General features: G+C 70.4%; 12 protein-coding genes. 2 read left to right on the forward strand and 10 right to left on the reverse strand.

Features of this window, described 5'->3' with window-relative positions; translation table 11 throughout:
* Positions 1 to 33: 33 nt before the first annotated feature.
* Positions 34 to 774, forward strand: a complete 741-nt coding sequence (aqpZ, locus tag QTI33_RS22575) for an aquaporin Z (protein ID WP_286508563.1) — start codon at positions 34 to 36, stop codon at positions 772 to 774.
* Between the two features lie 87 nt (positions 775 to 861).
* Here the strand turns inward: aqpZ and QTI33_RS22580 are convergent, their stop codons facing one another.
* A complete protein-coding gene (locus tag QTI33_RS22580; protein WP_286508565.1) occupies positions 862 to 1,419 on the reverse strand; it encodes a hypothetical protein in 558 nt (185 codons plus the stop codon).
* 213 nt (positions 1,420 to 1,632) lie between these two features.
* Here QTI33_RS22580 and QTI33_RS22585 point away from each other — a divergent pair, with 213 nt between their 5' ends.
* Positions 1,633 to 2,841, forward strand: coding sequence for an MFS transporter (locus QTI33_RS22585; protein ID WP_286508566.1), 1,209 nt, complete (start codon positions 1,633 to 1,635; stop codon positions 2,839 to 2,841).
* Here QTI33_RS22585 and QTI33_RS22590 read toward each other — a convergent pair.
* The 9 genes from QTI33_RS22590 to QTI33_RS22630 form a co-directional block, all read right to left on the reverse strand.
* Positions 2,834 to 4,018, reverse strand: a complete 1,185-nt coding sequence (locus tag QTI33_RS22590) for a fumarylacetoacetate hydrolase family protein (RefSeq protein WP_286508567.1) — start codon at positions 4,016 to 4,018, stop codon at positions 2,834 to 2,836. The two genes, QTI33_RS22585 and QTI33_RS22590, sit on opposite strands and share 8 nt — an antisense overlap.
* A gap of 62 nt (positions 4,019 to 4,080) precedes the next feature.
* Positions 4,081 to 7,779: a molybdopterin cofactor-binding domain-containing protein gene (locus tag QTI33_RS22595; RefSeq protein WP_286508568.1), complete on the reverse strand. Its 3,699-nt coding sequence runs from the start codon at positions 7,777 to 7,779 to the stop codon at positions 4,081 to 4,083.
* Positions 7,776 to 8,255, reverse strand: a complete 480-nt coding sequence (locus QTI33_RS22600) for a (2Fe-2S)-binding protein (protein ID WP_286508569.1) — start codon at positions 8,253 to 8,255, stop codon at positions 7,776 to 7,778. The genes QTI33_RS22595 and QTI33_RS22600 overlap by 4 nt, the downstream gene beginning before the upstream one ends.
* Positions 8,256 to 8,268: 13 nt before the next feature.
* Entirely contained in the window at positions 8,269 to 8,985 is a 717-nt protein-coding gene (gene pncA / locus QTI33_RS22605) for a bifunctional nicotinamidase/pyrazinamidase (RefSeq protein WP_286508570.1), read from the reverse strand.
* Positions 8,986 to 9,013: 28 nt separating this feature from the next.
* Positions 9,014 to 9,748 (reverse strand): ABC transporter ATP-binding protein, encoded by a 735-nt coding sequence (locus QTI33_RS22610; RefSeq protein ID WP_286508571.1) that lies wholly within the window; start codon positions 9,746 to 9,748, stop codon positions 9,014 to 9,016.
* On the reverse strand, positions 9,745 to 10,548 hold the full coding sequence (locus tag QTI33_RS22615; protein ID WP_286508572.1) for an ABC transporter ATP-binding protein: 804 nt from the start codon (positions 10,546 to 10,548) through the stop codon (positions 9,745 to 9,747). Before QTI33_RS22615 ends, QTI33_RS22610 begins: the two co-directional genes overlap by 4 nt.
* On the reverse strand, positions 10,545 to 12,461 hold the full coding sequence (locus QTI33_RS22620) for an ABC transporter permease (RefSeq protein WP_286508573.1): 1,917 nt from the start codon (positions 12,459 to 12,461) through the stop codon (positions 10,545 to 10,547). Before QTI33_RS22620 ends, QTI33_RS22615 begins: the two co-directional genes overlap by 4 nt.
* Before the next feature lie 17 nt (positions 12,462 to 12,478).
* A complete protein-coding gene (locus QTI33_RS22625) occupies positions 12,479 to 13,690 on the reverse strand; it encodes an ABC transporter substrate-binding protein (RefSeq protein WP_286508574.1) in 1,212 nt (403 codons plus the stop codon).
* A 51-nt stretch (positions 13,691 to 13,741) separates the two neighbouring features.
* Positions 13,742 to 14,326: an amino acid synthesis family protein gene (locus tag QTI33_RS22630; RefSeq protein WP_286508575.1), complete on the reverse strand. Its 585-nt coding sequence runs from the start codon at positions 14,324 to 14,326 to the stop codon at positions 13,742 to 13,744.
* Between the last annotated feature and the right edge of the window lie 25 nt (positions 14,327 to 14,351).

Here is a 14,351-nt window from a genome sequence, read left to right on the forward strand (position 1 = left end):
GTCACACATGAAGATTCAGGGATCAAAAAATATATGGAACACAGTACCTTCAAGAAGCTGTCGGCCGAGTTCATCGGCACGTTCTGGCTCGTTTTCGGCGGTTGCGGCAGTGCGGTATTGGCCGCTGCCTTTCCAGGCCTGGGCATCGGCTTCGTCGGTGTCTCGCTGGCCTTCGGCCTCACGGTGCTGACCGGCGCCTATGCGCTCGGTCCGATCTCCGGGGGCCACTTCAATCCCGCGGTGTCGGTGGGCCTGGTGGTGGGCGGGCGCTTCCGCGCCGCCGAGCTGCCCGGCTACGTCGTCGCCCAGGTGCTCGGCGCCATCGCCGCGGCCTTCGTGCTCTACCTGATCGCCACCGGCAAGCCCGGCGCCGAGATCGGCGGCTTCGCCACCAACGGCTTCGGCGCGCATTCGCCGGGCGGCTTCGGCGTCAAGGCGGCGCTGCTGACGGAGGTCGTGCTGACCGCGGTCTTCCTGATCGTGATCCTGGGCGCCACCGCCAGGCACAGCGCCGCGGGCTTCGGCGGCCTGGCGATCGGCCTCTGCCTGACGCTGATCCACCTGATCTCGATTCCGGTCACCAACACCTCGGTCAATCCGGCACGCAGCACCGGGCCGGCGCTGTTCGGCCCGGCCATCGCGCTCGACCAGCTGTGGCTGTTCTGGGTGGCGCCGATCATGGGGGCGGTGATCGGGGCGGTGATCTACAGGGTGCTGCTGGCGACCCCGGCTGGCGAGGCACGCGTGGCCTCGGGGCTCAAGACGGCGGGTTGAAGGCCGATGCCGGTGCCCGATGTGCGTGCCGGTTTGCCGAGGCTCGCTAGCCGGACTTGAAAGGCGGCTGTGTTCGGCGGAACAGATTCAGAGTTCGCCCAGCTTCGCGCCGTCGACCGGCTTCAGCAGCCATTTGGCGATGTCACCGCCCAGCGCATAGGTCACCACACCGACCATGCTGCAGGTTGTGCGCGGCAAGCCGAAATAGATGAACATCTGTCGTTGCGCCGAGAACTGGACCGGCGCCTCGCCCCGACGCTCCAGCACACCGTGAAGCTGCACGATCTTGGGGCCGCCATAGAGCCCGCCGGCATTGGCCAAGATGTCGGTGATCTGCACCTTCAGCACAGGAGCCCCTTCGGCGCTCGCCGGGGGCTGAGCAACGACGAACTCGAAGGGTTCGAGCAGTTGGTCTTGCACGGCCTGCTGCAATGACGCGGGCACATCGCAGGGGTCATCCTTTTTGGACAGTTGCAACCCTTCGCCGGTCCTGCCGTAGGAGATGGGTGGCATCACCACCGTGTTGTGCACCGAGGCGGTCGGCGGGGGCGGCTCCGGCATGGATGGCTGGCGGGTTCCGCAGGCCGTCAAGCCACCCATGACCAGTGCCGTTGCGATTGCATTGCGCATGAGATGTCGTTTCATTTGAGTCTTCTCCGTGTGCGCATGGGGGTTCGAAAGCCATGCGGGCAAGAAAAAAAGCGCGGCAGATGCCGCGTCGCCGGGATTCTGGTTTCCACAACCCCGTCCAGGCGGCCATCGCCTGAGAAGCAGCCCTTTCCCCCGCAGACACGGAAACATCGGCCCGTCGCGTGCGACTTCGCCAAGCACGCGAACCCCGCCCGCTAGAGTTCGCCAATGGCTGTCTCCCCCTCCCCGCCGCCCCCCTACGACCGCCGCCTCGTCGGCTGGCTCTCCCTCGGCCAGCTCATCACCTGGGGCAGCGTCTTCTATACCTTCGCGCTCCTGATGGAGCCGGTCGAGCGCGAGCTCGGCCTGAGCCGCGCGCAGTCCTCGCTGGCGTTCAGCCTGGCGCTGCTGGCGGAGGGGTTCATGGCCTGGCCGGTCGGCCGCTGGATCGACCGCGGCCACGAGCGCGCCGTGATGGCCGGCGGCTCGCTGCTGATCGCCGCCGGCCTGCTGCTGCACAGCGTGGTGCATAGCGCCGCCGGCTTCTACGCGGCCTGGCTGCTGCTCGGCGCGGCGCTTGCGGCCACGCTCTACACGCCGGCCTTCGCGGTCGTCACGCGCCGCTTCCCCCTCGACTTTCGCCGCGCGATCATCACGCTCACCTTCCTCGGCGGGCTGGCCAGCACGGTCTTCATTCCGCTGGATGCCTGGCTGATCGCGCAGTTCGGCTGGCGCCATGCGCTGTGGGTGCTCGCCGCGGTCCATCTGCTGCTGTGCGCGCCGCTGCATGCGTCGATCCTTCGGCACGCACCGAAGCGCAGCATCGGCGTGCCGTTGGCAGGCGCCGTGGCCGCGCGGCGTCCCGTCGGCCACTACCTGCGCAGCGCGCCCTTCCTGCTGATCGGCGTCTTCACCGTGCTGCTGATGGCCGTGACCGCCGCGCTGCCGCCGCACATGGTGAGCCTGCTGCGCGGCGCCGGGCTGTCGGAGACCTGGGCCATCGCGGTGCCGGCCGCGATCGGCATCGTGCAGGTGTTCGGCCGCGCCCTGCTCTACTTCTTCGAGCACCACTTCGACCTGCACCTGGCCAACCGGCTCATTCCCTGCCTGATCCCGATCGGCCTCGCGACCCTGCTGGCCGGCGCCGGGCATCCGGCCGCAGCGCTGGCCTTCGTGCTGTTCTACGGCATGGGCAACGGCATGCTGACGATCGTCAAGGGCACCGCGATCGCGCAGTACGTGAACCGCGAGCACGTGGCGACGCTCAACGGCGCGCTGGGCCTGCCGAGCGCGATCGCCCGCGCCCTCGCGCCGCTGATGCTGGGGCTGCTGTGGACGCCTGCGGGCGGCTACACGGCCGGGCTGTGGATCCTGCTGGCGGCCAGCCTGGTCGCCGTGCTGGCGCTGCTCGCCGCCCAGCGGCGGCGCGTCAGATGATCCCTCGACCGGCCAGGTTGCGCATGAGCGCGCCGATGCCGAAGGTCCATCGCGGCGCCTGGTCCGCATGCACCACGCGGTTGTGCAGCGCGCCGAGTTCGGGCGCCGAGATCGTCACCCGGTCGCCGACCACGTGCGTGAAGCCCTGGCCCGGCCCGTGGCGGTCCTGGGTCGGCGCGAACATGGTGCCGAGGAACAGCATCAATCCATCGGGATAGGCATGGTGCGGGCCGATGGCTTGCGACACCAGGTCGAGCGGGTCGCGGCTGATTTTCGACAGCGAGCTCGCGCCGTCGAGCGTGAAGCCCTCGGGCCCCTCCACCCGCAGCGCCACCGTGATGCGGCGAACGTCGTCGATGCCGAAGTGCTCGTCGAACAGGCGGATGAAGGGCCCGATCGCGCACGACGCGTTGTTGTCCTTGGCCTTGCCCAGCAGCAGCGCGCTGCGGCCCTCGAAGTCGCGCAGGTTGACGTCGTTGCCCAGCGCCGCGCCGAGCGTGCGGCCGCGGCTGTCGACGGCCAGCACCACCTCGGGCTCAGGGTTGTTCCAGACCGAACCCGAATGGATGCCGACGTCGGCGCCGGTGCCCACCGCGGCCAGCACCGGCGCCTTGGTGAAGATCTCGGCGTCGGGTCCGATGCCGACCTCGAGGTACTGCGACCAGGCGCCCTGCGCGATCAGCACGTCCTTGACCTTGGCGGCCTGCGGCGAGCCGGGCACGATGCCCGCCAGGTTGTCGCCCAGCACGCCGCCGAGCGCGGCGCGGATCGATTCGGCCTTGGAGGCATCGCCGCGCGACTGCTCCTCGATCACGCGCTCCAGCAGGCTGGCGATGAAGGTCACGCCGCTGGCCTTGACCGCTTGCAGGTCGCAGGGCGCGAGCAGCCACGGGTGCTGCGGGTCGCGGCGGGTCTCGTCGCTGTTGGCCAGCGCCTGCTCGAGCGACGCCACGCGCTGGGTGCGCTCGTCGCGCAGGGCCTCGCGCACCGCGCCGACCGGGTCGTCCAGCTCCAGCAGCTGGCTCGCGGTGGCGGCGACGCGCGACAGGTCGTGCAGGCCGCCTTCGTGCACCGCGACCAGCACCGGGCCGATGTCGGGCTGCCAGAGGCGCCCGACCAGGGTGGCGCGCTCGGCATCGCGAGGCAGGGACTGGGCGGGCGAAAGCATCGAGGTCATGCGAAGGTCTCCAGGGGCGCAGCCGGTGATTCGGCCTCTGCGCCCCGGATCGTACGGGAGTCTCAGCGTCGCGGGGCGCTCGGCGTGTCGGCCCGCAGGCGCGCCACCCGCCCGGGCAGGTCCGCCCAGGCCGGTTCCCGCGGCGCGAAGCGGGCCCGCATGTAGCCGGCCAGTTCGGCGATCTGGGCATCGTCGAGCGCCTCGCGGAAGGCCGGCATGAAGCCGATGTCGCGCGAAGCCGGCTCGCGCACGCCGTCGAGGATGGTGCGCAGCAGGTTGTCGGGCCGCGCGCTGGTGAGGTTGCTGTTGAGCGCCAGCGGCGTGTTCACGCCGAGCAGCGTCGGCCCGTCGCCGTCGTGGTGGCAGGCGGCGCAGGCGCTGTCGAACATGCGCTGCGCGGGCCCGAGCAGCCGGCCTTGCTGCGCCGCCGCGTCGGCCACCACGCGCTGCGCCTGCGCATCTGCGGTGGCCTGCGGCGTGGCCGGGTTGAAGGCAGCGAGGTAGGTGGCCATGGCGCGGATGTCGGCATCGGGCACCAGCGCCAGCTCGCGCACCACCTCGGCCATCGGACCGCCGGCGATGCCGTGCGCTTTCGCATGGCCGCGGCGCAGGTAGTCGTAGAGCGCGTCGGCGGTCCACGGCACGCCGGCGGTCGACAGCGCGGTCAGCGCCGGCGCCTCCCAGCCGTCGATCATCGCCCCCGACAGCGCGGCGCTGCCGCCCTGCTCGGCGCCGAGCGCATTGCGCGGCGTGTGGCAGGCGCCGCAATGGCCCAGGCCGTTGACCAGGTAGGCGCCTCGGTTCCATTCGGCGCTCTGCGTCGCCACCGGCCGGTAGGGCGCGGGGTCGTGGAACAGCGCGTTCCAGCCGGCCATCAGCGGGCGCAGGCCGAAAGGAAACCTGAGCGCCGCCGGCGGCGTCTCGGCCCGCATCGGCGGCAGCGACATGAAGTAGGCGTAGAGCGCCTGCAGGTCGTCGTCGCTGGTCTTGGCAAAGGCGGTGTACGGGAAGGCCGGGTACAGGTGATGGCCGTCGCGCGAGATGCCTTCACGCATCGCCCGCTGAAAGGCCGTGAACGACCAGCGGCCGAGGCCGGTGTCGGCATCGGGCGTGAGGTTGGTGGTGTGGAGGGTGCCGAAGGGCGTCTCCATCGCCCGGCCGCCCGCGTTGGGCGTGCCGCCCGGCGCCGTGTGGCAGACCGCGCAGTCGCCCATCGCTGCGAGCACACGGCCGCGTTCGATCGTCGCCTCGCTGTAGGCCGGCGCGCTGAAGCTGACCGGCGCGATCGCCGAGCGCCAGCCCACGAGCCCGGCGACCACGCCGATGCCGCCGACGATCAGCGCGCCGGCGCCGGCCCACAGGCCGCGGCGCTTCGGCCATGGCGCGGAGGCCGGCGGCTGCCGCCGGATCGCGCCAGTGTGGGTTTCGGCGCTGGCCGGCGCAGGCAGCGGATTGAGCGCCGCCCGCACCACTTCGGGCGTGAACGGCGGCGACCGGAAGCGCACGCCGGTGGCATCGAAGATCGCGTTCGCGATCGCGGCGGTGCCCGGCACCGAGGACGATTCGCCGGCGCCCAGCGACGGCTCGCCGGGCCGCTGCAGGTGCATCACCTCGATCACCGGCACTTCGCGGAAATTGATGATCGGGTAGCTGCCCCATTCGCGGCTGGCGACCACGCCCGACGGCGGCTGGCCGGGCTGCAGCGCCGGCCCGGGCGCGGCCTGCGGCGCGAAGCGCACCTGCTCCTTGAGCGCGCGGCTGGTGGTCTGGATGACGTTGCCGTGGATCTGGTGCTCGACGCCGGCCGGGTTGACCATCAGCCCGGCGTCGTGGCCGACCACCACGCGGCGCACGTGCACCTCGCCGGTCTTGCGGTTGACCTCGACATCGGCCACCCAGGCCGACCAGGCGGCGCCGAAGCCCGGCCACTTGCTGTGCACGTAGCGCGCATAGGCGAAGCCCTGGCCGAACAGCACGTCGCCGCCCGGGCCGAGGCCGTTGTCGGCGTTCTCCTGCGGGCCCGTGCGCATGCGCCAGCCGGCCTTCTGCGCGGTCTCGCGCACCAGCTCGGCGGCGCGCGGATCGCGCAGATGGCGCAGCCGGAAGGCCACCGGGTCGACGCCCGCGGCGGTCGCGAGCTCGTCGACATAGGACTCGTGGGCGAACGAGCTCGGCAGCGCCGACACCCCGCGCAGCCAGGAGGCGCGCACGATCGGCGCCATGTCGTTGACCTTCACCCGCAGGTTCGCATAGCTGTAGGGCGGCCGCGCGGTGCGGTCGCCCATCTCGAAGGCCTGCGCCACCGGCTCGACGGTCCGGGTGAGCAGCAAGGCCAGCGTGGGCGCGCCGTTCGAGGGGTAGGAGGTCTCGAAGTCGTAGGCCGCGACACCGCCCTCTGCATCGAGCCCGCCCTGGATGCGCATCAGCTGCGCCGCGCCCTTGGGCTCCCACAGATGCTCCTGCTCGCGCGTGAGCTGCACCCGCACCGGCGCACCGGCCGCGCGCGCCAGCAGGGCCGCATCGGCCGCGACGTCGTCGGCGCCGTTGCGGCCGTAGCAGCCGGCGGCCTCCATGCGCACCACGTCGACCGTGGTGTCGTCCAGGCCCATGAGCCTGGCGAGGTCGGCGCGCAGCACGTGCGGGTTCTGCGAGCCGGCCCAGACGCGCAGCGCGGCACCGTCGCCCGGCTGCCAATGCGCCAGCGCGCACGAAGGACCGATCGACGCATGCATCTGGTAGGGCCAGACGTAGGTGCGCGGCATCGGCTGCGCCGCCGCCGCGAGCGCGGCCTCGACATCGCCTTCGTCGACCAGCAGGCGCTGCGTCGACGGATTGGCGCTGATCGCGCCTTCGAGGTCGTCCAGCGGCGGCAGGCCGGGCCAGGCCTTCCAGTGCACGCGCAGTTCGCGCAGCGCCTGTTCGGCGTGCTCCTCGCGCTCGGCGACGATGCCGACGAAGTCGCGGATCACGACCACCGCGCGGATGCCGGGGATGTGCGCGATCGAGGCCTCGTCGACCGCCTCCAGCGTGTTGCCGATGTAGTCGCCATGGTCCGCGCCCGCATAGGGCGGCCGCACGACGCGGCCGTGCAGCATGCCGGGCAGCCGCATGTCGTGCACGAAGACGGTCTCGCCGGCCAGCTTGGCAGGGATGTCGACGCGCGGCTGCGAGCGGCCGACGATGCGGTAGTCGGCCGGGTCCTTCGGCTTCGCCAACGGGTCCAGCTGCAGCACGCTGCGGCCGCCGGCCACCAGTTCGCCGATGCCGAGGCCGAAGGCCGGGTCGTCGCAATGCTGGACGCGGCCGTCGCGCAGCGTCAGCAGCGCGGGCTGCACGCCCAGCTGCTCGGCCGCCTGCGCGATCAGCCAGCCGCGCGCCTGTGCCGCCGCATGACGCAGCGGCGCGGCGTGGATCTGGATCGAGGCGCTGGCGATCGTCGCCCCCTGGTTGGGCGCGCGCGCGGTATCGCCGAGCACCATGCGGACCTGCGCCATCGGCAGGTCGAGCTCCTCGGCCACGATCTGCGACAGGGCGGTCTGGATGCCGGTGCCGAGGTCGACGTGGCCGTTCAGCGCCGTGACGCTGCCGTCGTCCCAGACCGCGAGCAGCACCTCCGGCCCCTCGGCCGGATTGCCCGCCACCAGCGCCGGCTGGCCCGGTGACGGCGGCGGCGCCGGCGGCGTCTCGCGCACGACGACGAGAACGCCGTCGGCCTGGAGGAATTCGCTGCGCGTGCGGGGCAGGTCGGCGCGGCGCGTCACGTGCCGGCGCCTTCCGCGATCCGCAGCGCGGCGCGCTGCACCGCGGCCAGGATCTCGACGTGCGTGCCGCAACGGCACAGATTGCCTGACAGCTCGCTGCGGATGCGCGCCTCGCCGGGATTCGGCTCGCGCGCCAGCAGCGCCGCGGCCTGCATCACCATGCCGTTGAGGCAGTAGCCGCACTGCGCGGCCTGGGCGTCTTCGAAGCCCTGCTGCACGGGGTGCCAATGGTCACGGGTGCCCAAACCTTCCAGCGTGGTGATCTCGCGGCCGGCCACGCCATGCGCCGGAATCACGCAGGCCCGCGCCGCCCGGCCGTCGACCCACACCGTGCAGGCGCCGCACTGGCCGAGGCCGCAGCCGAACTTGGGCCCGTTGAGCCCGAGGTCGTTGCGCAGCACGTGCAGCAGCGAGGCCTCGTGCGAGGCCGCGAGCTCGACGCCGCGTCCGTTGACCTTCAGTGCGAGCCCCGGCATCTTCCTGGGCGGCTCAGACGATGTCCGTGGACTGGATGCGCTTCACGCCCTTGGCCGCCATCTGCTTCCATGCCGCGGCCAGCGAGCCGTGGAGGTCGATGGCGCGCGTCGCGTCCTCGATCACGTAGACCTCGAAGCCCGCCTTGCGCGCATCCATCGCGGTCCAGGCGACGCAGAAGTCGGTCGCCAGCCCGGTGACGAACACGGTCTTGACGCCGCGCGCCTTGAGGTAGCCGGCCAGGCCGGTGGGGGTCTTGTGGTCGGCCTCCTCGAAGGCCGAGTAGCTGTCCATGCCCTTGTGATAGCCCTTGCGGATGATCAGCTGCGCGGTCGGCAGCTTGAGTTCCTTGTGCAGGCCGGCGTCGTCGCTGCCCTGCACGCAATGGTCCGGCCACAGCACCTGGTTGCCGTAGCTGAGCTTGGTGGTCTCGAAGGGCTTCTTGCCGGCGTGGGTGCTGGCGAACGAGGCATGGCCCGGCGTGTGCCAGTCCTGCGTGACCACGATGTTGCCGAAGGACTCGGCCAGCTTGTTGATGACCGGCACCACGTCGGCGCCGCCCTTCACCGGCAGCGTACCGCCTTCGATGAAGCAGTTCTGCACGTCGACCACGATCAGCGCCGAATTGGCCGCCGGCTTGATCTTGGCGGCCGCGAACAGCGGCATCGAGATGCCAAGGCCACCCACAAGGCCGAAGGCGGCCGCGGATTTCAGGACGGTTCTGCGTTGCATGTTGTCGCTCCTCGGGTTGAACAAAGACTCAGACGCTCAGGTAGGCGCGGCGGACTTCGTCGTTGGCCGCCAGCTCGGCCATCGACGCCTGGTACCGGATCTGCCCCTTCTCGAGCACATAGGCCCGGTCGGACACCAGCTCCGCGAAGTGCATGTTCTGCTCCGACAGCAGGATGCTCACGCCCTGTGCCTTCAGTTCCAGGATCATGTTCGCCATCTGCTCGACGATCACGGGCGCGACACCCTCCGAGGGTTCGTCGAGCAGCACCAGGTAGGGGTTGCCCATCAGCGTGCGCGCCACGGTCAGCATCTGCTGCTCGCCGCCGCTCATGCGGCCGCCGGGCCGGTTCGGCATCTCGCCGAGGTTCGGGAACAGCTTGAACAGGCGCTCGGGCGTCCACAGCGGCGCATCGGTGCCGTCGTTCCAGCGCCGGGCCGGCTGCTTGCCGACCTCGAGGTTCTCCATCACGCTGAGGTCGGTGAACACGCGCCGGTCCTCGGGCACGAAGCCCAGGCCCAGCCGGGCCGCCACATGCGGCTCGCTCTTGGAGATGTCGTGGCCGAGGAATCGCACCGCGCCGCGGCGCTTGGCCAGCATGCCGATCAGCGCCTTGAGCGTGGTCGACTTGCCGGCGCCGTTGCGGCCCATCAGCGCCACCACTTCGCCGCGCCGGACTTCGAGGTCGACGTCGTAGAGGATCTGCGCCGCGCCGTACCAGGCGCACAGCGCCTTGGCTTCGAGCAGGGTCTCGTGCGAACTCATGCGTGCTCCCCGACCGCCGCGTTCACCGCGGCCGCTTTCTCTGCAATCTTCTCGAAGGTCTTGCCGCTGCCGAAGTACACCTCCTGCACCTTGGGATGGTCGCGGATCTCGAGCGGCTTGCCCTGCGCGATCAGCCGCCCCCGCGCCAGCACGATCATGCGGTCGGCGTAGGCGAACACCACGTCCATGCTGTGCTCGGTGAAAAGCACCGCCATGCCGCGGTCGATCACCAGCTGCTTGGTCAGGGCCATCAGCGAGTTGCGCTCCTTGGGCGCCATGCCGGCGGTGGGCTCGTCCATCAGCAGCAGCTTCGGGCTGTTGGCCATCGCGATCGCGAGCTCGACCCGCTTGACGTCGCCGTAGGCCAGCACGCTGCAGGGCCGGTCGGCCTGGGCCTTCATGCCGACCTGGTCGAGCAGCGACAGGGCCTCGTCGCGCTTGTGGTCGGACGCCCGGCGCCAGGTCGAGAACAGCTGGTGGTCGTGCGACAGCAAGGCCATCTGCACGTTCTCGGCCACGGTGAGCGAGGCGAAGGTCTCGGCGATCTGGAAGGTGCGGCCCACGCCCAGGCGCCAGATCTCGCGCGGCTTGCGACCGACCAGTTCCTGGCCGTCGAGCAGGATCGAGCCGCGATCGGCCTTGAGCTGGCCGTTGACCATGTTGAAGGTGGTGGACTTGCCGGCGCCGTTGGGGCCGATCAGTGCCAGCAGTTCGCCGGCCGCGAGCTCGAAGCTGATGCCGTCGACCGCCTTCACGCCGCCGAAGGACTTGCCGAGTTCGTTGACTTTCAACAGGCTCATGCCTTGGCCTCCTTGAGGTCGGCGGCTTCGGCGCCATGCCGACGCCGGTCGAAGAGCTGCTTGGCGAAGCCCGCGATGCCTTGCGGGAACAGCAGCACCAGCAAGAGGATGATGCCGCCCAGCATCGCGCGCCAGTAGTCGGTGTTGCGTGCCACGGTGTCGTGCAGCCAGGTGAAAGTGACCGCGCCCACCACCGGGCCGGCCAGGGTCTGGATGCCGCCGAGCAGCACCATCACCAGCCCGTCGACCGACTTGCCGACGCTCAGCGATTCGGGCGAGATGCTGCCCTTGGAGAAGGCGTAGAGCGCCCCCGCCAGGCCCGCCGCGGTGCCGGCGATCACGAAGGCCGCCCACTGCATGCGCTTGACGTCGATACCGATCGCGTCGGCGCGCAGCTGCGAATCGCGGCCGGCGCGCAGCGCATAGCCGAAGGGCGAGAACAGCACGCGCCGCAGCCACCACACGCCCAGCCCGACCAGCGCCAGCGTGACCCAGTAGTAGGTCCGCTTGTCGGCCAGCCACTCGGACGGCCAGACGCCCGTGAGGCCGTTGCTGCCGCCGGTGAAGCTGTCCCACTGGTAGGTGATGGCCCAGGTGATCTGGGCGAAGGCCAAGGTGAGCATCGCCAGGTAGACCCCGGACAGCCGCACCGCGAACCAGCCGTAGACGAAGGCGCCGGCCGCCGCCACCAGCGGCGCGACGACCAGGGCCAGCTCCATCGGCATCCCGCTGGCGCGCACCAGCAGCGCGGCGCCGTAGGCCCCGAGCCCGAAGTAGGCCGCATGGCCGAAGGAATGCATGCCGGCCGGGCCCATGATGAAGTGCAGGCTGGCCGCGAACAGGGCGGCGATCAGCAGGTCGATCAGCAGCACGGTGGTGTAGGGCGAGCCGGCCGTGAGCAGCGGCATCGCCACCAGCACCAGGCCGAACAGCGCGGCCCCGATCACGTAGGCGCGGCCGGGCCGGCGCAACGGCTCTTCCTGCATGCCGACGTAGCGGCTCGGCGCCTGCGGCTTGCCGAACAGGCCCCAGGGCCGCCAGACCAGCACCACGGCCATGACCAGGAAGTCGACCACCAGCGTGAGCTTGGAGAACGACACCGGGATGCCGAACACGTCGACCACGCCGAGCCAGATGCAGATCGCCTTGATCTCGGCGATCAGCAGCGCGGCGGCGTAGGCGCCGGGGATCGAGCCCATGCCGCCGACCACCACGACGACGAAGGCCGCGCCGATGGTGTTGAGGTCCATCTCGAGCGTGGCCGGCTCGCGCGGCAGCTGCAGCGCACCGCCCAGGCCCGCGAGCAATGCGCCGAGCGCGAACACCGCGGTGAACAGCCAGGCCTGGTTGACGCCCAGCGCGCTGACCATCTCGCGGTCTTGCGTGGCGGCGCGCACCAGGGTGCCGAAGCGGGTGCGGGTGAGCAGCAGCCAGACCAGGCCGAGCACCACCGGGCCGACCACGATCAGGAACAGGTCGTAGGACGGAAACTGCCGCCCGAGGATCATGACCGAGCCCGCGAGGCCCGGCGCCCGCGGCCCCAGCAGCTCGTCGGGACCCCAGAGCCACAGCACCGCGTCCTTGATGACCAGCACCAGCGCGAAGGTGGCCAGCAGCTGGAACAGTTCGGGCGCCTTGTAGATGCGGCGCAGCAGCACCACCTCGATCAGCGCGCCCAGCACGCCGACCGCCAGCGCCGCCATCACCAGCGCCGGCCAGAAGCCGAAGCCGGTGCCCAGCCGGTCGACCAGCGTGTAGGCGACGTAGATGCCGACCATGAAGAACGAGCCATGGGCGAAGTTCACGATGCGCGTGACGCCGAAGATCAGCGACAGCCCGGCCGCCACGAGGAACAGCGAGGACGCGCTCGCCAGCCCGTTGAGCAGCTGGACGATGAAACCTGAAAAACTCATGACCCGTTCGTTCCTGCTCAGTCCGCCGCGCGCGACTTCTTCACGTCAGCCGCGGAAGGCTGGTACTTGGCGTCGGCGCCGTCGAGGTACACGTAGTCGACCATCACGCCCTTGCCGCCGTCGTTCTTGGTGCGGCCCACGAAGGCGCCCATGGTCGACTGGTTGTCCTCGGGGCGGTAGGTGATCTTGCCGAAAGGCGTGTCGACCTGCAGGCCCTTGAAGGCCGCGACCACCTTCTCGGTGTCGGTGCTCTTGGCCTTGGCGATGCCGGCGGCGGCCGACTTGATCATGCTGTAGCCGACCACCGAGCCCAGGCGCGGATAGTCCTTGAACTTGGCCTGGTAGGCCTGCTCGAACTTCTTGTGATCGGCCGTCGTGATGCCGTACCACGGGTAGCCGGTGACGATCCAGCCGTTGGGCGCCTCGTCCTTCAGCGGGTCCATGTATTCGGGCTCGCCGGTCAGCACGCTGACCACCTCGCGGTCCTTGAACAGGCCGCGGGTGTTGCCCTCGCGCACGAACTTCGACAGGTCGGCGCCGAACAGCACGTTGAAGATCGCGTCGGGCTTGGCATCGGCCAGCGCCTGCACCACGCTGCCGGCGTCGACCTTGCCCAGCGGCGTGGCCTGCTCGGCGACGAACTCGACGTCGGGCTGGGCCGCCTTGAGCAGCGTCTTGAAGGCCGCCACGGCCGACTGGCCGTATTCGTAGTTGGGGTACACCACGGCCCAGCGCTTCTTCTTGAGCTTGGCCGCCTCGGGCACCAGCATCGCGGCCTGCATGTAGGTGCCGGGACGCAGGCGCACGGTGTAAGCGTTGCCGCCCTGCCAGGTGAGCTTGTCGGTCAGCGGCTCGCCGGCCAGGAAGAAGAACTTCTTCTGCTTGGCGAAGTCGGCCACCGCCATGCCGGTGTTCGACAGGAAGGTGCCGGCCAGGATGTCGACCTTCTCGCGCGAGACCAGCTCCTCGGCCACGCGCACCGCGTCGCCGGGGTTGGCGTTGTCGTCGCGGCTGATCAGCTCGATCTTCCTGCCGTTGACGCCGCCGGCCGCGTTGATCTCGTCGACCGCCAGCTCCATCCCCTTCTTGTAGGGCTCGAGGAAGGCGGGCTGCGCCTTGTAGCTGTTGATCTCGCCGATCTTGATCACGCCCTGCGCATGCGCCGGAGCGAGTGCGGTGGCGAGCGTGGCGACGGCGGCCGCGGTGAAGGCTAGGCGCATGGGATTCATCGGGAACTCCTTGGGATCGAACGGAAATGAAAACTCGTCGGCGGACGGTGCTCAGCGCAAACCGTCTTCGCCCTTGATCTCGGACGCTTGAAGACCGCCGATGCGCGGCAGCGGCCGGCCGCTGTCGGTGACCGCCACCGCGACCACGATCTCGTTGGCGCGCGGCGCATCCGACACGCGGGCCTCGATGGCGTCGAAATGGCTGCGCACGAAGGCCGCGTCCTTGTGGCCCAGCGGCACGTCGATGGCGGTGCCCAGCGTGCCGCGCTTCTTGCTCGACGGCACCAGCGCGGCGCCCTTCTCGACCGCCACGCGCAGCGGCGCGCCGAGCTTCGGATGGAGGATGGCCGCGGCATGCTCGAGCTCGCCGGCCTCGCCGACGATCGCCGCCTTGCCATAGCTCTGGGCCTGGCCGGGCTCGATACCGAGCGCGGCCACGGCCTTCTGGCCCAGCAGCGCGCCGAGTTCCTCGCCGATCGCGATCAGCTCGTCGAGCGATTCGCTGTAGCGGCCGGCGTAGGGGTTGTCGATGACGGCGATGGCGACCGCACGGCGCGTGGGCGGATCGATCGCCTGGCCCATTTCCTTGCGGGTCTCGTCGACCTGGATGACGAGCTTGCGGATGTTTGCACTCATGGTTTGTTCCTTGTCTCTGTCGGGT

Origin of the sequence: Variovorax davisae, assembly GCF_030316845.1 — a bacterium.
Classification (GTDB): domain Bacteria; phylum Pseudomonadota; class Gammaproteobacteria; order Burkholderiales; family Burkholderiaceae_C; genus Variovorax; species Variovorax davisae.

Excerpts from the sequence above, each read along its gene's own strand:
- QTI33_RS22580 (WP_286508565.1), bottom strand. The coding sequence starts at position 1,419 with ATGAAACGACATCTCATGCGCAATGCAATCGCAACGGCACTGGTCATG.
- QTI33_RS22630 (WP_286508575.1), bottom strand. The coding sequence starts at position 14,326 with ATGAGTGCAAACATCCGCAAGCTCGTCATCCAGGTCGACGAGACCCGC.
- QTI33_RS22615 (WP_286508572.1), bottom strand. The coding sequence starts at position 10,548 with ATGAGCCTGTTGAAAGTCAACGAACTCGGCAAGTCCTTCGGCGGCGTG.
- QTI33_RS22600 (WP_286508569.1), bottom strand. The coding sequence starts at position 8,255 with ATGCCGGGGCTCGCACTGAAGGTCAACGGACGCGGCGTCGAGCTCGCG.
- QTI33_RS22590 (WP_286508567.1), bottom strand. The coding sequence starts at position 4,018 with ATGACCTCGATGCTTTCGCCCGCCCAGTCCCTGCCTCGCGATGCCGAG.
- pncA (WP_286508570.1), bottom strand. The coding sequence starts at position 8,985 with ATGCAACGCAGAACCGTCCTGAAATCCGCGGCCGCCTTCGGCCTTGTG.
- QTI33_RS22625 (WP_286508574.1), bottom strand. The coding sequence starts at position 13,690 with ATGAATCCCATGCGCCTAGCCTTCACCGCGGCCGCCGTCGCCACGCTC.
- QTI33_RS22585 (WP_286508566.1), top strand. The coding sequence starts at position 1,633 with ATGGCTGTCTCCCCCTCCCCGCCGCCCCCCTACGACCGCCGCCTCGTC.
- QTI33_RS22620 (WP_286508573.1), bottom strand. The coding sequence starts at position 12,461 with ATGAGTTTTTCAGGTTTCATCGTCCAGCTGCTCAACGGGCTGGCGAGC.
- QTI33_RS22610 (WP_286508571.1), bottom strand. The coding sequence starts at position 9,748 with ATGAGTTCGCACGAGACCCTGCTCGAAGCCAAGGCGCTGTGCGCCTGG.
- aqpZ (WP_286508563.1), top strand. The coding sequence starts at position 34 with ATGGAACACAGTACCTTCAAGAAGCTGTCGGCCGAGTTCATCGGCACG.